Below are 15,944 nucleotides of genomic sequence, written 5' to 3'. Positions count from 1 at the left end.
TGGCTGGCAACGCCATGACATCTGCACGGAACGCAGCCAGGCATGGCCTGGCTCTACTGCTGGCCGTTCCGGCCGCACATGCCAGCGGAGACCTGCGCCTGGATCCGGAAGGGCTGAGCCCTGCACAGCAGCAGGTGGCGATGCAGACCCTGGCCGACGTGCAGTCCTTGCTGCCAGATGGCCTGCTGCGCGCACTGCCAGCACACGTGCAGGTGCGTTGGAGCGACCACCTGCCGGCCGATGTGCATGGTCGCGCTTTCGCCGGCCGCATCGACCTGCGTCGCGAGCTGCTGGATGATGCCGTGCCCGGCGCACGCCGTGCACGACGCAGCGCGCTGGTGCATGAACTGACCCATGTTGCAGACCGTAGCGGCGCGAACTGGTCGCGCAGTGCGCGCTGGCGCGACCTGGCCGGATGGCAGCGCAAGCCCTGGCATCTTGGCCGTGGTGGCAACGACTTCCGTGACCGTAGTCCGGATGCCTATGAACTGAAGGATCCGGCCGAGTACCTGGCAGTGAACGCCGAGCATTTCGTGCTCGACAGCGAGTTTGCCTGCCGGCGCCCGGCGCTGGCGCAGTGGTACCAGGCGCATTTCGGAACCCCGCCATCGCTGCCGCAGTCGCACTGCGCGGCCACGTTGCCATTGCTGCAGGCCGAATCGGAAGAGGGTGCGGCATCGCTGCTGCAGCTCGATCCTTCGCGCGTCTACGCCGTGGACTACCTGTTCGCCGAAGGCAGTGCGCAGCCGATGAGCCGCTGGGGGCACAGCATGCTGCGGCTGGTGATCTGCCGGCCGGGCCGTGCGCCGGGGCCGGACTGCCGCCTGGACCTGGAGTACCACCGCGTACTGTCGTTCCGCGCATTCGTAGGTGATGTGCAGATTTCCAACTGGCGTGGCCTGACCGGCGGCTATCCCTCGCGCCTGTTCGTGCTGCCGCTGCAGCAGGTGGTGGACGAGTACACCAAGGTGGAACTGCGTGGGTTGCAGTCGCTGCCATTGCAGTTGTCATCCGGCGAGATCGCCGGCCTGCTCGAGCGCACTGCACAGGTGCACTGGAGCTATGACGGGCGCTATTACTTCGTCAGCAACAACTGCGCGGTGGAAACCGCAAAGCTGCTGCAGGCGGGCGTGCCGCGCCTGGGGGAGGCCGGGCTGGCCCAGCTGAGTCCGCGCGGGTTGAAGCGCCGGCTGGCGCGATTGCAGGTACTGGATGAGCAGGTGCTGGCTGATCGGGATTCAGCGCAGGCGCAGGGCTACTACTTCGCCTCGGCACGCGACCACTACCAGCAGTTGTTCGCGGTGGCGAGCTCACAGCTGGGGCTGCCGGTGCGCGATGTGCGCGCCTGGCTGAAGCTGCCCGCACAGCAGCGTGCGCAGTGGCTGCTGCAGGGTGACCTGCGTGCCAGCGCCGGGCTGCTGCTGCTGGAACAGGCTGCGCAACGCCGCGCTGAACTGCGCGCGCGCGATGTGCTGAAACGGCGCCTGCTGGCGGCACCGGACAGTGCCGAGACGCGCGGCCTGCGCCAGCTGCTGGAGCAGGGTGGGCAATGGCTGCGCCCGGGTACGCTGCTGGTCGACGATGGCTACGGATTGCCGCTTGCCGATGAGCAGGCGGTGCTGGCCGAAGCGGTTGCCACTGCCAGCGCAGAGGCGGTGCCGGCCTGGCAGGCGCTGCGCGTGCAGCTGCGCCAGCAGTTGCCGGCGGGCCAGCGCAACGAGATGGATGCGATCGATGCCAACCTCGCCGCGCTCGGCGCACGCCTGCGGGAACAGGCAGCCACGCCCGCTACTGGCGCGGAAGCTCGATGACGAAGCGGCTGCCGCCGGCGCTGCCGGGCGTGCAGTAGACGCGGCCGCCATGTGCATCGGCGATGGCCTTGACCACCGCCAGGCCCAGCCCGCTGCCGCCGCCCTGGCGCGAGCGCGAGCCGTCGGCGCGCATGAACGGAGTGAAGATGTCGGTGTGAAGTTCCGGGTCGATGCCCGGGCCTTCGTCCTCGATCGCCACCTGCACGTGTCCGGGCGTGTCGTGCACGGCAATCCGCACCTTGCCCGGGCTGGCGTAGCGGCGCGCATTCTCCAGCAGTGCCAGCAGGGCCTGGCGCAAGCGTGTCGGGTCACAGTGCGCGTTGTGTTCCTCGCGGCTGGTTTCCAGCTCCAGCACGAAGCCGGCGGCGCGGAACTGCGGGTCGACCAGGGTCATCACCGAATGCACTTCGGCCACCACGTCGGTGCGCGCGCGGCGTACGTCCAACCGCGCGTTGTCGGACAGGCTCAACACGCGCAGATCCTCGATCAGGCGTGAGAGGCCTTCGACCTGTGCCAGCAGGCTGCGGAACTGGGATTCGTCTGGCTGGAACACACCCTCGGCCAGCCCCTGCAGGCGACCACGCAGGATCGTCACCGGAGTCCGCAGTTCATGGGCAATGGCCGCATGCCACATCGCGCGCTCGCTCTCCATGTGCTGCAGGCGGCGCGCCATCGCATTGAAATCCTCGACCAGGGTGGCCACTTCGCCGGGCGAGTTTTCCTGGGCGCTGGCGCGCGCACCGAGGTCGCCGCCGGCAAGCGCGCGCACGCTGTCGACCAGCGAATTCAACGGCGACAGGATGCGGTGGGCAAGGCGGAACGAGGCGGCGATGGCCAGTGCCAGGCCGGTCAGGATCACCCCGACCATCCATGCCAGCTCCGGCCCGGTCGGCAGCCAGCTTTCCGGCTCTTCGGCACTGCCGGGGAAGAACTCGACCAGCACCGCGTACAGCAGCCACGATGACAGGATCATCATCACGATGACGCCGATCACCATCAGCGACATCGAGACGATGATGTGGCGACTGAGCCCGGAGCGGCGCAGGCGGGCCATCAGCGGTCGGCCATCAACCGGTAGCCGACACCGCGCACGCTGGCCGGAACATTGACCATGCCCACTTCATCCAGCTTGCGGCGCAGCTTGCTGACATGGCTGTCGACCGTGCGCTCCAGCGCCTCGCTTTCCGGCAGGCATTCGTGCATCAGTTCGCTGCGGCTGAAGATGCGGGTCGGCGCCAGCGCCATGCAGTGCAGCAGCTTGAACTCGGTTAGGGTGAGCAGCACTTCGTGGCTGTAGCCGTCGCCTTCCACATGCACGGCATGGGTGGCCGAGTCGATCAGCAACGGGCCCGCGCGCAGTGCGGTCGGTGCGTCCACGCGCGAGCCACGCAGCGTACGCCGCAGCACGGCGCGCACGCGCGCTGCCACTTCGGCTGGATTGAACGGCTTGACCACGTAGTCGTCGGCGCCCATGCGCAGCGCAGTCAGCTTGTCCAGGTCCTGGTCCAGCGCGGTCAGCATGATCACCGGCGTTTCGCCGCGCTGGCGTAGCTGGGTCAGTACGCTCCAGCCATCCAGCCGCGGCAGTTGTACGTCGAGCAGGACCAGGTCGGGGCGGGCGCTGCGGTGCAGGTCCAGTGCACTGTGGCCATCGGCGGCACGCAGGGTGCGTAGTCCTTCGCGTTCCAGGTAGGCGGTAAGAATATCGGCGATCTCGGCCTCATCCTCGACGATCAGGACGAGGGCGGCGAGGGCAGGGGAGGCATGCATGCAGGGGCGGGGCCTTAAGGTGCTTGCCTCCATCGTATCTCCACAGTTCCTCCATCGAAACCCCATCATCGCCCCGCAGACTGCACGCTTCAGAACCTATCAGCCGCCCGCGCGGCATTGTGCACAGCAATGAGAACCTTCAGGACTCCGGTCGCGTTGATCGCGGCCCTCGCCCTGGCCATGACGGCCTGCTCCGCCCCCGAAGCCACGCCCGAAGCGGCACCGCGCGTCAGCGTGGTCACTGTCGGCCCGCAGGTCGTGCAGCGCGATGACGAACTGCCCGGCCGCGTGGCCGCCGTACGCACCGCACAGATCCGTGCCCAGGTGGGCGGCATCGTGCAGCGCCGGCTGTTTGAGCAGGGTGCGGAAGTGCGCGCCGGCCAGGCCCTGTTCCAGATCGATCCGGCGGCGTTCCGTGCCGATGTCGACTCGGCACTGGCCGCGCTGCAGCGCAGTGAGGCAGCCCTGGGCCGCAGCCGCGTGCAGTCGCAGCGCCTGCATGCGCTGGCGGCCGCGCAGGCGGTCAGCCAGCAGCACCGCGACGATGCCAGTGCCGAGTACGAACAGGCCCGTGCCGCGGTGAACGAAGCGCGCGCGATCCTGGCGCGTCGCCAGCTCGATCTGCGCTATGCCACGGTCAGCGCGCCGATTGCCGGCCGCATCGACCAGGCGCTGGTGACCGAAGGTGCACTGGTCGGCGTGGCCGATGCCGAGCCGATGGCGGTGGTGCAGCAGATCGACCAGGTCTACGTCGATGTGCGCCAGCCAGCGGCGCAGCTCGAGTCGCTGCAACGCAGTGCCGGTGGCGGCGAGCTGCCGGTGACGATCATCGGTGCGGCCGGCAAGCCGCTGCCCGAACGTGGCCAGATGCTGTTCTCCGGCATCAATGTCGATGCGCGCACCGGTGATGTGATCCTGCGCATCCTGGTCGACAACCCGCAGCGCCAGCTGCTGCCCGGCATGTACGTGCGCGCGAAGGTGCCGCGGGGTGCGCCGGCCAGCGCACTGACCGTGCCACAGCAGGCCGTGCTGCGCAGTGCCGGTGGCCAGGCCTATGCCTGGGTGATCGGTGGCGATGGCAAGGCGGTGATCCGCACGCTGGAAGTGGACGGTAGTGTCGATCGCCAATGGCTGGTGCGCACCGGCCTGAAGGTGGGCGAAAAGGTGGTGGTCGAAGGCCAGGAACGCCTGCAGGAAGGCGTGGTGGTCGATGCGCGCGACTGGCAGATGCCGGTCGCCAGCGCCAGCGCGGTGCAGGCCGGCAGCAAGGGCTGAGCCTCTACCGGGCCGGTCCCTCCAGGAAAATCCAACATGGCACGTTTCTTCATCGATCGCCCGGTGTTCGCCTGGGTGCTGGCGATCTTCATCATCCTGGCCGGTGTGCTGGCGATCCCGCGGCTGGCGGTGGAGCGCTATCCGGCGGTTGCCCCGCCCAGCGTCAGCATCTATGCCAGTTACCCGGGTGCGAGCCCGCAGACGCTGAATGACGCGGTGGTCGGCCTGATCGAGCGCGAGCTGTCCAGCGTCAAGCACCTGCTGTACTTCGAGTCGTCGGTGGACACCTCCGGCGAAGCCTCCATCACTGCGACCTTCAAGCCGGGTACCAACCCGGAGCTGGCGCAGGTGGACGTGCAGAACCGGATCAAGGCGATCGAGCCGCGCCTGCCGCGCAGCGTGCGCCAGAACGGCCTGTTCGTGGAGGCCGCCGATTCCGGCTTCCTGATGCTGGTCGGCCTGCGTTCGCCGGATGCCAGCGTCAGCGAGGCCGCACTGGGCGACTTCATGGCGCGCAACATCATCGAGGAGCTGCGCCGCATCGATGGCGTCGGCCGCGTGCAGCTGTTCGGTGCGGAGCAGGCGATGCGCGTGTGGCTGGACCCGACCCGGCTGACCGGCTACGGCCTGACCATGGGCGATGTGGCCACCGCCATCGAGCAGCAGAACCTGGAGATCTCGCCGGGACGCATTGGTGATTCGCCGGGTGTTCCAGGCCAGCGCATCACCGTGCCGCTCAGCGCCGAGGGCCAGTTGTCCACGCCGGAACAGTTCGCCGCCATCGTGCTGCGTGCCGGGGCCGACGGTTCACGGGTGGTGCTGGGCGATGTCGCCCGCGTTGAACTGGGCGCGCAGAGCTATGCCTGGGGCACCCGCGAGGATGGCCATCCGGCCACCGCCGCCGGCGTGCAGCTGCGTCCTGGCGCGAACGCGGTTCGCACCGCGTCGGCGGTGCGCGAGCGCATGGCCGAGCTGGCGCCGCTGCTGCCGCGCGGCGTGGAATCGAGCATTCCGTTCGACACCGCACCGTTCGTCAAGATCTCGATCCAGAAGGTGGTGCAGACGCTGCTGGAGGCGATGCTGCTGGTGTTCGCAGTGATGTACCTGTTTCTGCAGAACTGGCGCTACACGCTGATTCCGGCACTGGTCGCACCGATCGCGCTGCTGGGCACTTTCGCGGTGATGCTGGCGCTGGGCTTCTCGATCAACGTGCTGACCATGTTCGGCATGGTGCTGGCAATCGGCATCATCGTCGACGACGCCATCGTGGTGGTCGAGGGCGTGGAACGGATCATGGCCGAGGAAGGCCTGCCGCCGCGCGAGGCCACCATCAAGGCGATGCGCGAACTGACCGGTGCGGTGATCGGCATCACCCTCGTGCTGACCGCGGTGTTCATTCCGATGGCGCTGGCCAGCGGCTCGGTGGGCGCGATCTACCGCCAGTTCACCGTGGCGATGGCGGTGTCGATCCTGTTCTCGGCGCTGCTGGCATTGAGCCTGACGCCGGCGCTGTGCGCGACCCTGCTGCGCCCGAACACCCATGGCCATCATGGTCGTAGCGGGCTGTTCGGCGCCTTCAACCGTGGCTTGGAACGGATGACCGGGCGCTACCAGCGTGGTGTGGCGTCGGTGCTGCAGCGGAGCGGGCGGGTCATGGGCGTGTTCGCCGCGCTGGTGGCGGCGCTGCTGCTGGGCCTGCACTGGCTGCCGGGCGCCTTCCTGCCGGAAGAGGACCAGGGCTACTTCATGACCTCGATCCAGCTGCCGGCCGAAGCCACCGCCGAACGCACGCTGGCCGTGGTCGAAGCCTACGAACGGCACGTGGCGTCACGCCCGGGCATCGGCTCCAACCAGTCGATCCTCGGCTACAGCTTCTCCGGTTCCGGCCCGAGCGCGGCGCTGACCTACACGATGCTGAAGGACTGGGGCGAGCGTGCAGGGGCCACCGCGGCCGGCGAAGTGGAGGCCGCGCAGAAGGCGATGGCGACGATTGCCGAGGGCGAGGTGATGAGCGTGATGCCGCCGGCGATCGACAGCCTGGGCCGTTCGTCCGGCTTCTCGCTGGCGCTGCAGGCGCGCACCGGGCAGAGCCAGGCCGAACTGCGTGCGGCCCTGCAGCAGCTGCTGAAGCTGGCCGAGGCCAGTCCGCTGCTGTCGGAGGTGCATGCCGATGGCCTGCCGGCAGGTACCAGCGTGCGGCTGGACATCGATCGCGCCAAGGCCGAGGCGATGGGCGTGGGGTTCGAGCAGATCAGCAGCACGCTGTCGGCGGCGATGGGCTCGCAGTACGTCAACGACTTCCCCAACAAGGGGCGGCTGCAGCAGGTGATCCTGCAGGCCGATGCACCCCACCGGATGGAGCTGGAGGATGTGCTGAGGCTGTACGTGCGCAACAGCGAAGGCGGCATGGTGGCGTTGTCGGAACTGGTGACGCCGCACTGGACCGAGGCGCCGCTGCAGCTGCAGCGCTATCTCGGCTTCCCGGCGCTGAACCTGTCCGGCGCACCGGCCTCCGGCGTGTCGACCGGCCAGGCCATGGCGGAGATGGAGCGGTTGGCGGAGAAGCTGCCGTCCGGTTTTGCCCTGCAGTGGACCAGCCAGTCGCTGCAGGAGCGGGAGTCCGGCGCGCAGGCGCCGTGGTTGCTGCTGTTGTCGATGCTGGTGGTGTTCCTGGTGCTGGCGGCACTGTACGAGAGCTGGTCGATCCCGCTGGCGGTGATGCTGGTGGTGCCGCTGGGCCTGCTCGGTGCGGTTGCTGCGGTGCTGTTGCGGGGCATGCCCAACGACGTGTTCTTCAAGGTCGGCATGATCACCGTGATCGGGCTGTCGGCGAAGAACGCAATCCTCATCGTCGAGTTCGCGCGCCAGCTGCAGCAGCAGGGTCGCGGCCTGGTTGAAGCGGCGCTGGAGGCGGCGCGGCTGCGCCTGCGGCCGATCGTGATGACCTCGTTGGCGTTCGCGCTGGGCGTGGTGCCGCTGATGCTGGCGCAGGGCGCGTCGAAGGAAACCCAGCAGGCGATTGGAACCGGTGTGTTCGGCGGCATGGTCAGTGCGACGGTGCTGGCGGTGTTCTTCGTGCCGGTCTTCTATGTAGTGGTGCAGGGCGCGCGGCAGTGGATCGCGCAACGCCTGCGCAGGCGCCGGCCGATGCCGGAAGGATCCGTGGATGGAACGGGACATCGTTGAAGACCTGCATGAGCGGCAGTTGGCAGCGCTGGAACAGCGCCTGCGGCAGGCATTGCTGGATGACGACCACGATGCGCTGACCGCGCTGGTATCGCCGGCATTGTTCATGATGGACGGGCAGGGCGGACGCTTGCTCGACCTGCCGTGGCTGGGCGACTGGCTTGCCGGAAACCTGCACGTGCGCAGCCTGCAGTCGTACGCGGTGGAAACGCTGCTGTGCGGACGCCTGGCGTTGTTGTCCAGCGACGTGCGCTTGTCGGTGCGCGGGCAGGGCCAGGAGCGCGAGCTGAAACTGCGTCTGCTGCGGGTGTGGACCTGCAGTTCCGGCGAAAGCGGCGCGCAGCTGTTGTCGATGGCGGTACTGGCCGCATGAGCGCGGTCAGGCCGCTTTCAGGCCCAGCTCACCGACAGGTGGTAGGGTCGAGCCTCTCTGTAGTGTCGACAAGGAGTCGAGCCATGCGTGTAGTACCCAGTCTGTTGGCAGCCTCCCTCGGGTTGGTGCTGGCCGCGTGCCAGCCGGCCCAGCCGCCCGCCGCAGGCGGCAATGACGCCCCGCCTGCCGCGCCGCAGCCGAGCGCCAGCATCGAAGGTGGCAGCGAGACCACGTACCAGTGTGGTGATCTGAGCGTGCGCGCGACCTTCAATGGCGAGGATGCGGCCACGGTGGTGATCGGCGAACGCACCTTCGCCATGAGCTCCGAGCGTGCGGCGTCGGGTGCCAAGTACGGCGATGGCAAGGGCAACAGCTTCTGGACCAAGGGCAGCGATGACGGCCTGTTGAGCCTGAAGGGCGAGGCGGACCGAGAGTGCCATGCGCTCGAAGCCACTGAAGGCGATGGCAGCGCCGGCAATGCCGCATTCCGTGCCACCGGCAATGAGCCGGGCTGGCTGGCGGTTGTCGACGGCGACACGCCGGGCCTGCAGGTGGAAGTGGATTACGGTGAGCGTCGTTTCGATGTCGCCAAGCCCACCGCAGGTGCTGACGGCTGGAGTGGCAAGGCGTCCGATGGCACCGACGTCAAGCTCAGCTTCCAGCGCACGACCTGCCAGGACGACATGAGTGGCGAGGCGTTCGATGCCAGGGTGAACCTGACCATCGGCACCCGCCAGTACCACGGCTGCGGCAATTTCGGCGCGAAGCAGCCGTAAGCTACCTGTAGAGCCGAGCCACGCTCGGCTGCAGTCCCTGTCCAACGCACAGCAGCCGTGCGTGGGCTCGTTGCTACACGACTGCTACATCCGATGGCCTGCCTGCGGCGAACACGCCGCAGGCAGGGACAGGCAGCCGATCAGCGCGAGGCGCTTAGTCGGCACGGCCCGCGAATTCGCCGGTGGCGGTGTTCACCAGCACGCGTTCGCCGTTGACGATGTACTCCGGCACCATGATCTCGATGCCGGTGTTGAGCTTGGCCGGCTTCGGGCGCTTGGTGGCGGTGCCACCCTTCAGTTCCGGCGGCGTCTCGATCACTTCCAGCACCACCGAGGCCGGCAGCTGGATCGCCACCGGCTGCTCGTCGATGACCTGCACGTAGATGCCGGTCAGGCCGTCGGTGATGTAGCCGGCGTCATCGCCGATCACGTCCGCGTCCAGGGTGTAGGGGGTGTAGTCCTCGTCATCGAGGAAGACGAAGGCGTCGCCGTCCTTGTACGAATAGGTGGACTGGCGGCGCAGCAGTTCGACCTCGACCAGGTTGTCGTCGGCATCGAAGCTGGCGTCGAGCTTGTTGCCGCCCGGCACGCTGTACATGATGAAGCGGAAGCGGACGTTGCCGCCGCGACCCTGCGGCGAGCTGCGCTCGATGTCGCGGATCTGGTACACGCCGTTGTTGTACTCGACGACGTTGCCCTTCTTGATGTCGTTGGCTTTCATGGTGATCTAGGTCGTTGGGGGAGGGCGCCGTCCCGGCGCCCGTGGGGAATCACTTCGGAGCGAGGCGGGTAGCGCCGTCCAGGCGGATGGTCTCGCCGTTGAGGTAGGTGTTGCCGAGGATGAAGCCGACCAGGCTGGCGAAGTCTTCCGGCTTGCCCAGGCGTGACGGGAACGGAATCGAGGCGGCCAGCGACTGCTGCACGGCTTCGGGCATGCCGTCGACCATCGGCGTCCAGAACACGCCCGGAGCAATCGTATTGACGCGGATGCCGAAGCGCGACAGTTCGCGCGCCATCGGCAGCGTCATCGAGACCACGCCGCCCTTGCTGGCGGCATACGCGGCCTGGCCGATCTGGCCTTCATAGGCGGCGATGCTGGCGGTGTTGATGATCACGCCGCGCTCGCCGTCAGTGCCCGCTTCGTTGTGCTGCATGCGGTTGGCCGCGGCCTTGGCCACGTTGAAGCTGCCGACCAGGTTCACCATCACCGTGCCCTGGAAGCCGGCCAGCGGCATCGGGCCTTCCTTCCCCAGCACGCGGCCGGCGCCGAGGATGCCGGCGCAGTTCATCGCCACGTTCAGGCCGCCGAGGAAATCGTGGGCCTGGTCGATGGCCGCGGTCACCGCCGCCTCATCGCTGACGTTGACGTTGAAATAGCGGGCCTTGTCGGCACCCAGCCCGGCAATGGCGGCAGCGCCCTTGTCGTCGTTGAGGTCGAACAGGGCCACCTTGCCGCCCTGGGCGACGAGGTGCTGGGCCACGGCCAGGCCGAGGCCGGAGACGCCGCCAGTGATCACGGCACGTACGGAAGACAGCTGCATTGAACGGTCCTGCAGGTTCGAGAACCGCCGATTCTAACGGAAGCCGCGACCGCCGCTGTTGTGCACTGCGCCGCCTTTGCGGGGCGGCGCAGTGCGGCGGTCAACCGGCGGCGGCCAGCGCCTGCCCGGTGCGGCTGGCGGTGGCGCGGCCGAGCAGGCCGGCCAGCCAGCGGCCGGTCTCGGCCAGTGCCGGCAGGTCCACGCCGCTGTCCAGGCCGAGGCCCTGCAGCAGGTAGACCACGTCTTCGCTGGCCACATTGCCGCTGGCGCCCTTGGCATACGGGCAGCCACCGGCACCCGACACCGCACTGTCGACCACGCGCACGCCTGCTTCCAGGCAGGTGGCGATGTTGGCGATGGCCTGGCCGTACGTATCGTGGAAGTGCACGGCCAGTGCTTCCATCGGAATCTCGGCAGCGACCGCCTGCAGCATCGCCCGTGCCTTGCGTGGTGTGCCGACGCCGATGGTGTCGCCCAGCGAGATTTCGTAGCAGCCCATCTGGTGCAGGGCGCGTGCAACGCGCACCACATCAGCCAGCGGCACTTCGCCCTGGTAGGGGCAGCCGAGCACGGTGGAGACGTAGCCGCGCACGCGCACGCCATCGGCGGCGGCACGGCGCAGGATCGGCTCGAAGCGCGCCAGCGATTCATCGATGCCGGCATTGGTATTGGTGCGGTTGAAGGCCTCGGACGCGGCGGTGAACACCGCTACTTCCTCCACGCCCACCGCACGGGCGCGGTCGTAGCCCTGTTCGTTCGGCACCAGTACCGGGTAGTGGATGCCGGGCCGGCGCTGGATGCCGGCATAGACCTCGGCGGCATCGGCCAGCTGCGGGATCCACTTCGGGCTGACGAAGCTGGTCGCCTCGATGCTGCGCAGCCCGGTGGCCGACAGGCGGTTGATCAGTTCGATCTTGTCGGCGGTGGAGACCGACTGCTTTTCATTCTGCAGGCCGTCACGCGGCCCGACCTCGACGATGCGGACGTAGTCGCTCATGCGGTTGCCCCATTGGCGGGGCGGTGGCAGACCGCCTCGATGTTGTTGCCATCCGGGTCCAGCACGAAGGCGCCGTAGTAGTCCGGGTGATACCACGGGCGCAGGCCCGGGGCGCCGTTGTCGCGGCCACCGGCGGCGAGGGCGGCGGCATGGAAGGCGTCCACCTGGTCGCGGCTGGCGCAGGCGAAGGCCACGTGCACGCCATGGCTGGCGGTGCCGCCATTGCCAAGCCAAAAGAACGGCTTGCCGTCGCGGCCGAAGCCGATGTGGTCGTGCGCGCCGGTCTGTTCGGCGGTCACTTCCATCACCACGCCGATCTGCAGTGGCGCCAGTGCCTGCAGGAAGAAGGCCTTGCTGCGCGCCAGGTCGGCGCTGGTCAAACCAAGGTGATCGAGCATGTTCAGGCTTCCGTGACCCAATGGGGCGCGCGCTTGTCGAGGAAGGCGCCCAGGCCTTCCTGGCCCTCGGCCGACACCCGCAGGCGCGCGATCAGGGCGGCATTATCGCGATCCAGGGTGTCGCGGTCATGGCTGTCGCGGACCTGGCGGACCAGTTGCTTGGCGGTGGACGAGGCGATCGGGCCGGCCTTGTCGAGCAGGGCCAGCTGGCGTTGCACGGCCTCGTCCAGGCGTTCGGGCTCGACCAGCTGGTGGACCAGGCCGATGCGCAGCGCGGTGTCGGCGTCGAAATGCTCGCCGGTGGCGAACCAACGGCGGGCCTGGCGCGGGCCGATGGCTTCGATCACATAGGGCGAGATCACCGCCGGCAGCAGGCCGAGGCGGCTTTCGGTCAGGCCGAAGCGGGCCGAGGTGCTGGCGATGGCAATGTCGCAGCAGGCGACCAGGCCGACGCCGCCACCGAAGGCCGCGCCATGGACCCGGGCCAGGGTCGGCTTGGGCAGCTCGTCCAGGGTGCGCATCAGCCGGGCCAGGGCCAGCGAGTCCTCGCGGTTATCGGCTTCGCTGGCCGCCGCCATGCCGCGCATCCACTGCATGTCGGCACCTGCCGAGAAGGAGGCGCCGTGGCCGGCCAGCACCACCGCGCGCACCGAAGCATCGTGGCCGGCGGCCTCCAGTGCGGCGGTCAGCCGGGCGATCAGCCCGGCGTCAAAGGCGTTGTGCAGCTCCGGCCGGTTCAGCCAGAGGGTGAGGACGGCGCCGCTGCGCTCGATCTGCAAAGCATCGTTCATGGGATTCCAGGGTCACTCCATACCTGTATGGATCATAGCGGGCCATTGGTCATGGGCCATGACGCGACGCGGGAATGTTAGAATCGAGAACCATTTACATCCAGCAGAGAACACGCTAGATGACGCTGTCCGAACTGCCGCTGCACACCTCGGCCGTGGTCGAGTCCGTGCAGGACTTGCATGCCAACGATGCCATCGCCCGTCGCCTGCGCGAGCTGGGTTTCGTGAAGGGCGAGGAAGTGCGCCTGGTGGCCAAGGGTCCGGTGGGGGGAGAGCCGCTGCTGGTGCAGGTCGGGTTCACCCGTTTCGCGCTGCGGATCAGTGAAGCCAAGCGGGTCGTGGTCGACGCCGCCAGCCAGGAACGACGCGCATGACTGCTACTGCCACTACCGCCCCCCTGCGCGTTGCGCTGGTTGGTAACCCCAACAGCGGCAAGACCGCACTGTTCAACCAGCTGACCGGCAGCCGGCAGAAGGTTGCCAACTACACCGGCGTCACCGTCGAGCGCAAGGAAGGCCGTCTGCGTGCGCCGTCCGGCCGCGAGTTCGCGGTACTCGACCTTCCGGGCGCCTACAGCCTGCATCCGGCCAGCCTGGACGAGGCGATCACCCGTGACCTGTGCCGGGGCTTCTACCCGGGCGAAGCCGCGCCGGATGTGCTGCTGTGCGTGATCGACGCCACCAACCTGCGCCTGCACCTGCGCTTCGCGCTGGAACTGCGCGAGCTGGGCAGGCCGATGGTGGTGGCGCTGAACATGGTTGATGCGGCCCAGCGCCGTGGCATCCAGGTGGACGTGGCCGCGCTGGAGCGCGAGCTGGGCGTGCCGGTAGTGGAGACCGTGGCGGTGCGCAAGCAGGGCGCCAAGGCCCTGGTCGAACGCCTGGATGCGATGGTCCCGCACCTGGATGCACCGGTGCCGGGCCCGGAAGGTGGCATCGATTACCACGCCAGGGTGCGCGAGATCCTGTCGGTGGCCGTGCGCATGCCGGCGCGGACCGCGAAGATCGACGACGCGCTGGACCGCTGGCTGCTGCACCCGGTGTTCGGGCTGATCAGCCTGGCGGTGGTGATGTTCCTGATCTTCCAGGCCGTGTACGCCTGGGCGACGCCGCTGATGGACGCCATCGAGGCCGGTTTCGCCTGGCTCGGCGCCTTCGTCGGCAGCGTCCTGCCGGAAGGCCCGCTGGCCAGCCTGCTGACCGACGGCATCATCGCCGGTGTCGGTGGCGTGGTGGTGTTCCTGCCGCAGATCCTGATCCTGTTCTTCTTCATTCTGGTGCTGGAGGAATCCGGCTACCTGCCGCGTGCGGCGTTCCTGCTCGACCGCATGATGGCCGCTGCCGGCCTGTCCGGTCGCTCGTTCATCCCGCTGCTGTCCAGCTTCGCCTGCGCAGTGCCGGGCATCATGTCCACGCGCAGCATCCAGGACCCGCGTGACCGCCTGGCCACGATCCTGGTGGCGCCGCTGATGACCTGTTCCGCACGCCTGCCGGTGTACGCGCTGCTGATCGGTGCGTTCATTCCGCAGAAGACGGTATGGGGCGTGTTCAACCAGCAGGGCCTGGTGCTGTTCGGCCTGTACGCGGCCGGCATCCTCAGCGCGCTGGCGATGTCGTGGATCATGAAGAAGTGGCGCCGCGACAAGAGCGAGCATCCGCTGATGCTGGAACTGCCGTCGTACCGCCTGCCGCACGTGCGTGACCTGGCGGTCGGCCTGTACGAGCGCGGCATGATCTTCCTCAAGCGCGTTGGCGGCATCATCCTGGCGCTGACCATCCTGCTGTGGGTGCTGTTGTCGTTCCCGGCAGCGCCGGCGGGGGCCACCATGCCCGCGATCGATTACAGCTACGCCGGCCAGATCGGCCATGCAATGGCTGTGTTCTTCGCGCCGCTGGGCTTCAACTGGCAGATCTGCATCGCGCTGATCCCGGGCCTGGCCGCGCGTGAAGTGGCGGTGTCTTCGCTGGCCACCGTGTATGCGCTGTCGGCAGCCGATGACGATGCCGCCAGCCAGGCACTGACCCCGCTGATCAGCGATGGCTGGTCGCTGGCTACCGCACTGTCGCTGCTGGTCTGGTACATCTACGCCCCGATGTGCATCTCGACGCTGGCCACCATCAAGCGCGAGACCAACTCGTGGAAGCAGATGGGCTTTGCTGCGTTCTACCTGTTCGCGGCGGCCTACGTGGCCGCGCTGATCACCTACCAGGTGACCAGGGCGCTGGGAGGCGGTTGATGGATGCCGGCCTGCTGGTCCAGTACCTGATCATCGCGGTGGCCGTGCTGGTCAGTGCCTGGGTGGTGTTGAAGAAGCAGTTCCCCGGTACCGTGCGCAAGCTGCGCGGTGCGTTGGCGCTGGCCCTGCTGAAGCCCGGTCGCGCCGCCTGGCTGCAGGCGCTGGGGCGGAAGGTCGCGCCACCGGCGAGCGGAAGTGGCGGTGCCTGTGGCGGTTGCGACAGCTGCGGGCCGACTCCGCCGAAGCGGCACTGACGCTGCTTTTCCTGCGCTGGTGGGTGCGAACCTTGGTTCGCACGCTTTCCGGGGTTCAGACCTCCCTGCGGATGATCGCCCGGAAGCGTCCATCCCGATTCAATCGCCGCACCGATTCCCGGTTCCCATGGGTTGCCGCGAAGCCGGCCACGTCGGCAAGGGCATCAAGCAGCAGGGCTTTCAGTCCGTCGCGGTTACCAGCCTGCAGCAGGTCTTCAAGATCCTGCTGGGTGAAGGCCCGGCGCAGGCCTGGTGTCTCTTCGATCCGCCAGTCGACGTGGGGCGTGGGAATGCTGGAGCGGTACCTGAAAGCCGTTTCAAGATCGTCAGGTGCGAGGGGATGCTTGAGCAGCTCTGGAAAGTAGAGTCCAGCATTCACATAGAAACCCCGGCTTTCGCTGGCACGCTGGTGATTCACGACAAGCAGGGCGTCATCCAGCAAGCGGTAGCGGGTAGTCGTGGTCCCGGCAAAGCCGGTCTTCCTGGCGCACTTGCTGAAGACAGTCGAGGATTTCATGGGCTTTGCCCGGGCCGGA

At 68.0% G+C, this 15,944-nt stretch carries 16 protein-coding genes; 8 read left to right on the top strand and 8 right to left on the bottom strand.

The annotated features are described in order from the left end of the window. Positions 1-14 precede the first annotated feature (14 nt). Positions 15-1,811 (top strand): DUF7844 domain-containing protein, encoded by a 1,797-nt coding sequence (locus tag AC5P8Y_RS12110; RefSeq protein ID WP_111108488.1) that lies wholly within the window; start codon positions 15-17, stop codon positions 1,809-1,811. Here the strand turns inward: AC5P8Y_RS12110 and AC5P8Y_RS12105 are convergent. Further along, on the bottom strand, positions 1,789-2,865 hold the full coding sequence (locus tag AC5P8Y_RS12105) for an ATP-binding protein (protein WP_005409462.1): 1,077 nt from the start codon (positions 2,863-2,865) through the stop codon (positions 1,789-1,791). The two genes, AC5P8Y_RS12110 and AC5P8Y_RS12105, sit on opposite strands and share 23 nt — an antisense overlap. Continuing rightward, positions 2,865-3,581 carry a response regulator gene (locus tag AC5P8Y_RS12100; protein ID WP_005413196.1) on the bottom strand — a complete coding sequence of 239 codons (717 nt, stop codon included), beginning with the start codon at positions 3,579-3,581 and terminating at the stop codon, positions 2,865-2,867. Before AC5P8Y_RS12100 ends, AC5P8Y_RS12105 begins: the two co-directional genes overlap by 1 nt. A 129-nt stretch (positions 3,582-3,710) precedes the next feature. Between AC5P8Y_RS12100 and AC5P8Y_RS12095 the strand changes: the two genes are divergently transcribed. The 4 genes from AC5P8Y_RS12095 to AC5P8Y_RS12080 all read left to right on the top strand — a co-directional run bounded on the left by AC5P8Y_RS12095 (position 3,711) and on the right by AC5P8Y_RS12080 (position 9,191). Further along, positions 3,711-4,856 (top strand): efflux RND transporter periplasmic adaptor subunit, encoded by a 1,146-nt coding sequence (locus AC5P8Y_RS12095; RefSeq protein ID WP_111108487.1) that lies wholly within the window; start codon positions 3,711-3,713, stop codon positions 4,854-4,856. Positions 4,857-4,892: 36 nt separating this feature from the next. Continuing rightward, a complete protein-coding gene (locus AC5P8Y_RS12090; RefSeq protein WP_111108486.1) occupies positions 4,893-8,042 on the top strand; it encodes a multidrug efflux RND transporter permease subunit in 3,150 nt (1,049 codons plus the stop codon). Further along, entirely contained in the window at positions 8,023-8,415 is a 393-nt protein-coding gene (locus tag AC5P8Y_RS12085) for a nuclear transport factor 2 family protein (protein WP_005413199.1), read from the top strand. Before AC5P8Y_RS12090 ends, AC5P8Y_RS12085 begins: the two co-directional genes overlap by 20 nt. An 83-nt stretch (positions 8,416-8,498) precedes the next feature. Next, the gene (locus tag AC5P8Y_RS12080) at positions 8,499-9,191 is read left to right on the top strand and encodes a COG3650 family protein (RefSeq protein ID WP_111108485.1); all 693 of its coding nucleotides are present in this window, start codon (positions 8,499-8,501) and stop codon (positions 9,189-9,191) included. Between the two features lie 154 nt (positions 9,192-9,345). Here AC5P8Y_RS12080 and yeiP read toward each other — a convergent pair whose 3' ends face one another. The 5 genes from yeiP to AC5P8Y_RS12055 form a co-directional block, all read right to left on the bottom strand. Next, positions 9,346-9,912, bottom strand: coding sequence for an elongation factor P-like protein YeiP (gene yeiP / locus AC5P8Y_RS12075; protein WP_005409468.1), 567 nt, complete (start codon positions 9,910-9,912; stop codon positions 9,346-9,348). 49 nt (positions 9,913-9,961) lie between these two features. Next, positions 9,962-10,732 (bottom strand): SDR family oxidoreductase, encoded by a 771-nt coding sequence (locus AC5P8Y_RS12070; RefSeq protein WP_005409469.1) that lies wholly within the window; start codon positions 10,730-10,732, stop codon positions 9,962-9,964. 100 nt (positions 10,733-10,832) lie between these two features. Then, a complete protein-coding gene (locus AC5P8Y_RS12065; RefSeq protein ID WP_005409470.1) occupies positions 10,833-11,729 on the bottom strand; it encodes a hydroxymethylglutaryl-CoA lyase in 897 nt (298 codons plus the stop codon). Continuing rightward, positions 11,726-12,127 (bottom strand): VOC family protein, encoded by a 402-nt coding sequence (locus AC5P8Y_RS12060; RefSeq protein WP_049402821.1) that lies wholly within the window; start codon positions 12,125-12,127, stop codon positions 11,726-11,728. Before AC5P8Y_RS12060 ends, AC5P8Y_RS12065 begins: the two co-directional genes overlap by 4 nt. 2 nt (positions 12,128-12,129) lie before the next feature. Then, a complete protein-coding gene (locus AC5P8Y_RS12055) occupies positions 12,130-12,918 on the bottom strand; it encodes an enoyl-CoA hydratase/isomerase family protein (protein ID WP_005409472.1) in 789 nt (262 codons plus the stop codon). Positions 12,919-13,037: 119 nt separating this feature from the next. Here AC5P8Y_RS12055 and AC5P8Y_RS12050 point away from each other — a divergent pair, with 119 nt between their 5' ends. The 3 genes from AC5P8Y_RS12050 to AC5P8Y_RS12040 are packed head-to-tail and all read left to right on the top strand — an operon-like array spanning position 13,038 to position 15,408. Next, complete coding sequence (locus AC5P8Y_RS12050) at positions 13,038-13,292, top strand: FeoA family protein (protein ID WP_005409473.1); 255 nt, start codon at positions 13,038-13,040, stop codon at positions 13,290-13,292. Continuing rightward, a complete protein-coding gene (gene feoB / locus AC5P8Y_RS12045) occupies positions 13,289-15,154 on the top strand; it encodes a ferrous iron transport protein B (protein ID WP_049402820.1) in 1,866 nt (621 codons plus the stop codon). Before AC5P8Y_RS12050 ends, feoB begins: the two co-directional genes overlap by 4 nt. Then, positions 15,154-15,408, top strand: a complete 255-nt coding sequence (locus tag AC5P8Y_RS12040) for a DUF6587 family protein (RefSeq protein WP_033833455.1) — start codon at positions 15,154-15,156, stop codon at positions 15,406-15,408. Before feoB ends, AC5P8Y_RS12040 begins: the two co-directional genes overlap by 1 nt. A 55-nt stretch (positions 15,409-15,463) precedes the next feature. Here the strand turns inward: AC5P8Y_RS12040 and AC5P8Y_RS12035 are convergent, their stop codons facing one another. Further along, on the bottom strand, positions 15,464-15,925 hold the full coding sequence (locus AC5P8Y_RS12035) for a DUF4304 domain-containing protein (RefSeq protein ID WP_033833454.1): 462 nt from the start codon (positions 15,923-15,925) through the stop codon (positions 15,464-15,466). Positions 15,926-15,944: the final 19 nt, after the last annotated feature.

The organism is Stenotrophomonas sp. YJH_SMC_12-1 (assembly GCF_059370935.1).
This window is presented reverse-complemented; position numbering and strand designations above follow the sequence as displayed.

Bases quoted from the DNA above. Each gene is read 5' to 3' on its own strand.
- AC5P8Y_RS12055 (WP_005409472.1), bottom strand. From the start codon at position 12,918: ATGAACGATGCTTTGCAGATCGAGCGCAGCGGCGCCGTCCTCACCCTC.
- AC5P8Y_RS12105 (WP_005409462.1), bottom strand. From the start codon at position 2,865: ATGGCCCGCCTGCGCCGCTCCGGGCTCAGTCGCCACATCATCGTCTCG.
- feoB (WP_049402820.1), top strand. From the start codon at position 13,289: ATGACTGCTACTGCCACTACCGCCCCCCTGCGCGTTGCGCTGGTTGGT.
- AC5P8Y_RS12110 (WP_111108488.1), top strand. From the start codon at position 15: ATGACATCTGCACGGAACGCAGCCAGGCATGGCCTGGCTCTACTGCTG.
- AC5P8Y_RS12035 (WP_033833454.1), bottom strand. From the start codon at position 15,925: ATGAAATCCTCGACTGTCTTCAGCAAGTGCGCCAGGAAGACCGGCTTT.
- AC5P8Y_RS12050 (WP_005409473.1), top strand. From the start codon at position 13,038: ATGACGCTGTCCGAACTGCCGCTGCACACCTCGGCCGTGGTCGAGTCC.
- AC5P8Y_RS12085 (WP_005413199.1), top strand. From the start codon at position 8,023: ATGGAACGGGACATCGTTGAAGACCTGCATGAGCGGCAGTTGGCAGCG.
- AC5P8Y_RS12095 (WP_111108487.1), top strand. From the start codon at position 3,711: ATGAGAACCTTCAGGACTCCGGTCGCGTTGATCGCGGCCCTCGCCCTG.
- AC5P8Y_RS12040 (WP_033833455.1), top strand. From the start codon at position 15,154: ATGGATGCCGGCCTGCTGGTCCAGTACCTGATCATCGCGGTGGCCGTG.
- AC5P8Y_RS12090 (WP_111108486.1), top strand. From the start codon at position 4,893: ATGGCACGTTTCTTCATCGATCGCCCGGTGTTCGCCTGGGTGCTGGCG.
- AC5P8Y_RS12070 (WP_005409469.1), bottom strand. From the start codon at position 10,732: ATGCAGCTGTCTTCCGTACGTGCCGTGATCACTGGCGGCGTCTCCGGC.
- AC5P8Y_RS12100 (WP_005413196.1), bottom strand. From the start codon at position 3,581: ATGCATGCCTCCCCTGCCCTCGCCGCCCTCGTCCTGATCGTCGAGGAT.
- yeiP (WP_005409468.1), bottom strand. From the start codon at position 9,912: ATGAAAGCCAACGACATCAAGAAGGGCAACGTCGTCGAGTACAACAAC.
- AC5P8Y_RS12065 (WP_005409470.1), bottom strand. From the start codon at position 11,729: ATGAGCGACTACGTCCGCATCGTCGAGGTCGGGCCGCGTGACGGCCTG.
- AC5P8Y_RS12080 (WP_111108485.1), top strand. From the start codon at position 8,499: ATGCGTGTAGTACCCAGTCTGTTGGCAGCCTCCCTCGGGTTGGTGCTG.
- AC5P8Y_RS12060 (WP_049402821.1), bottom strand. From the start codon at position 12,127: ATGCTCGATCACCTTGGTTTGACCAGCGCCGACCTGGCGCGCAGCAAG.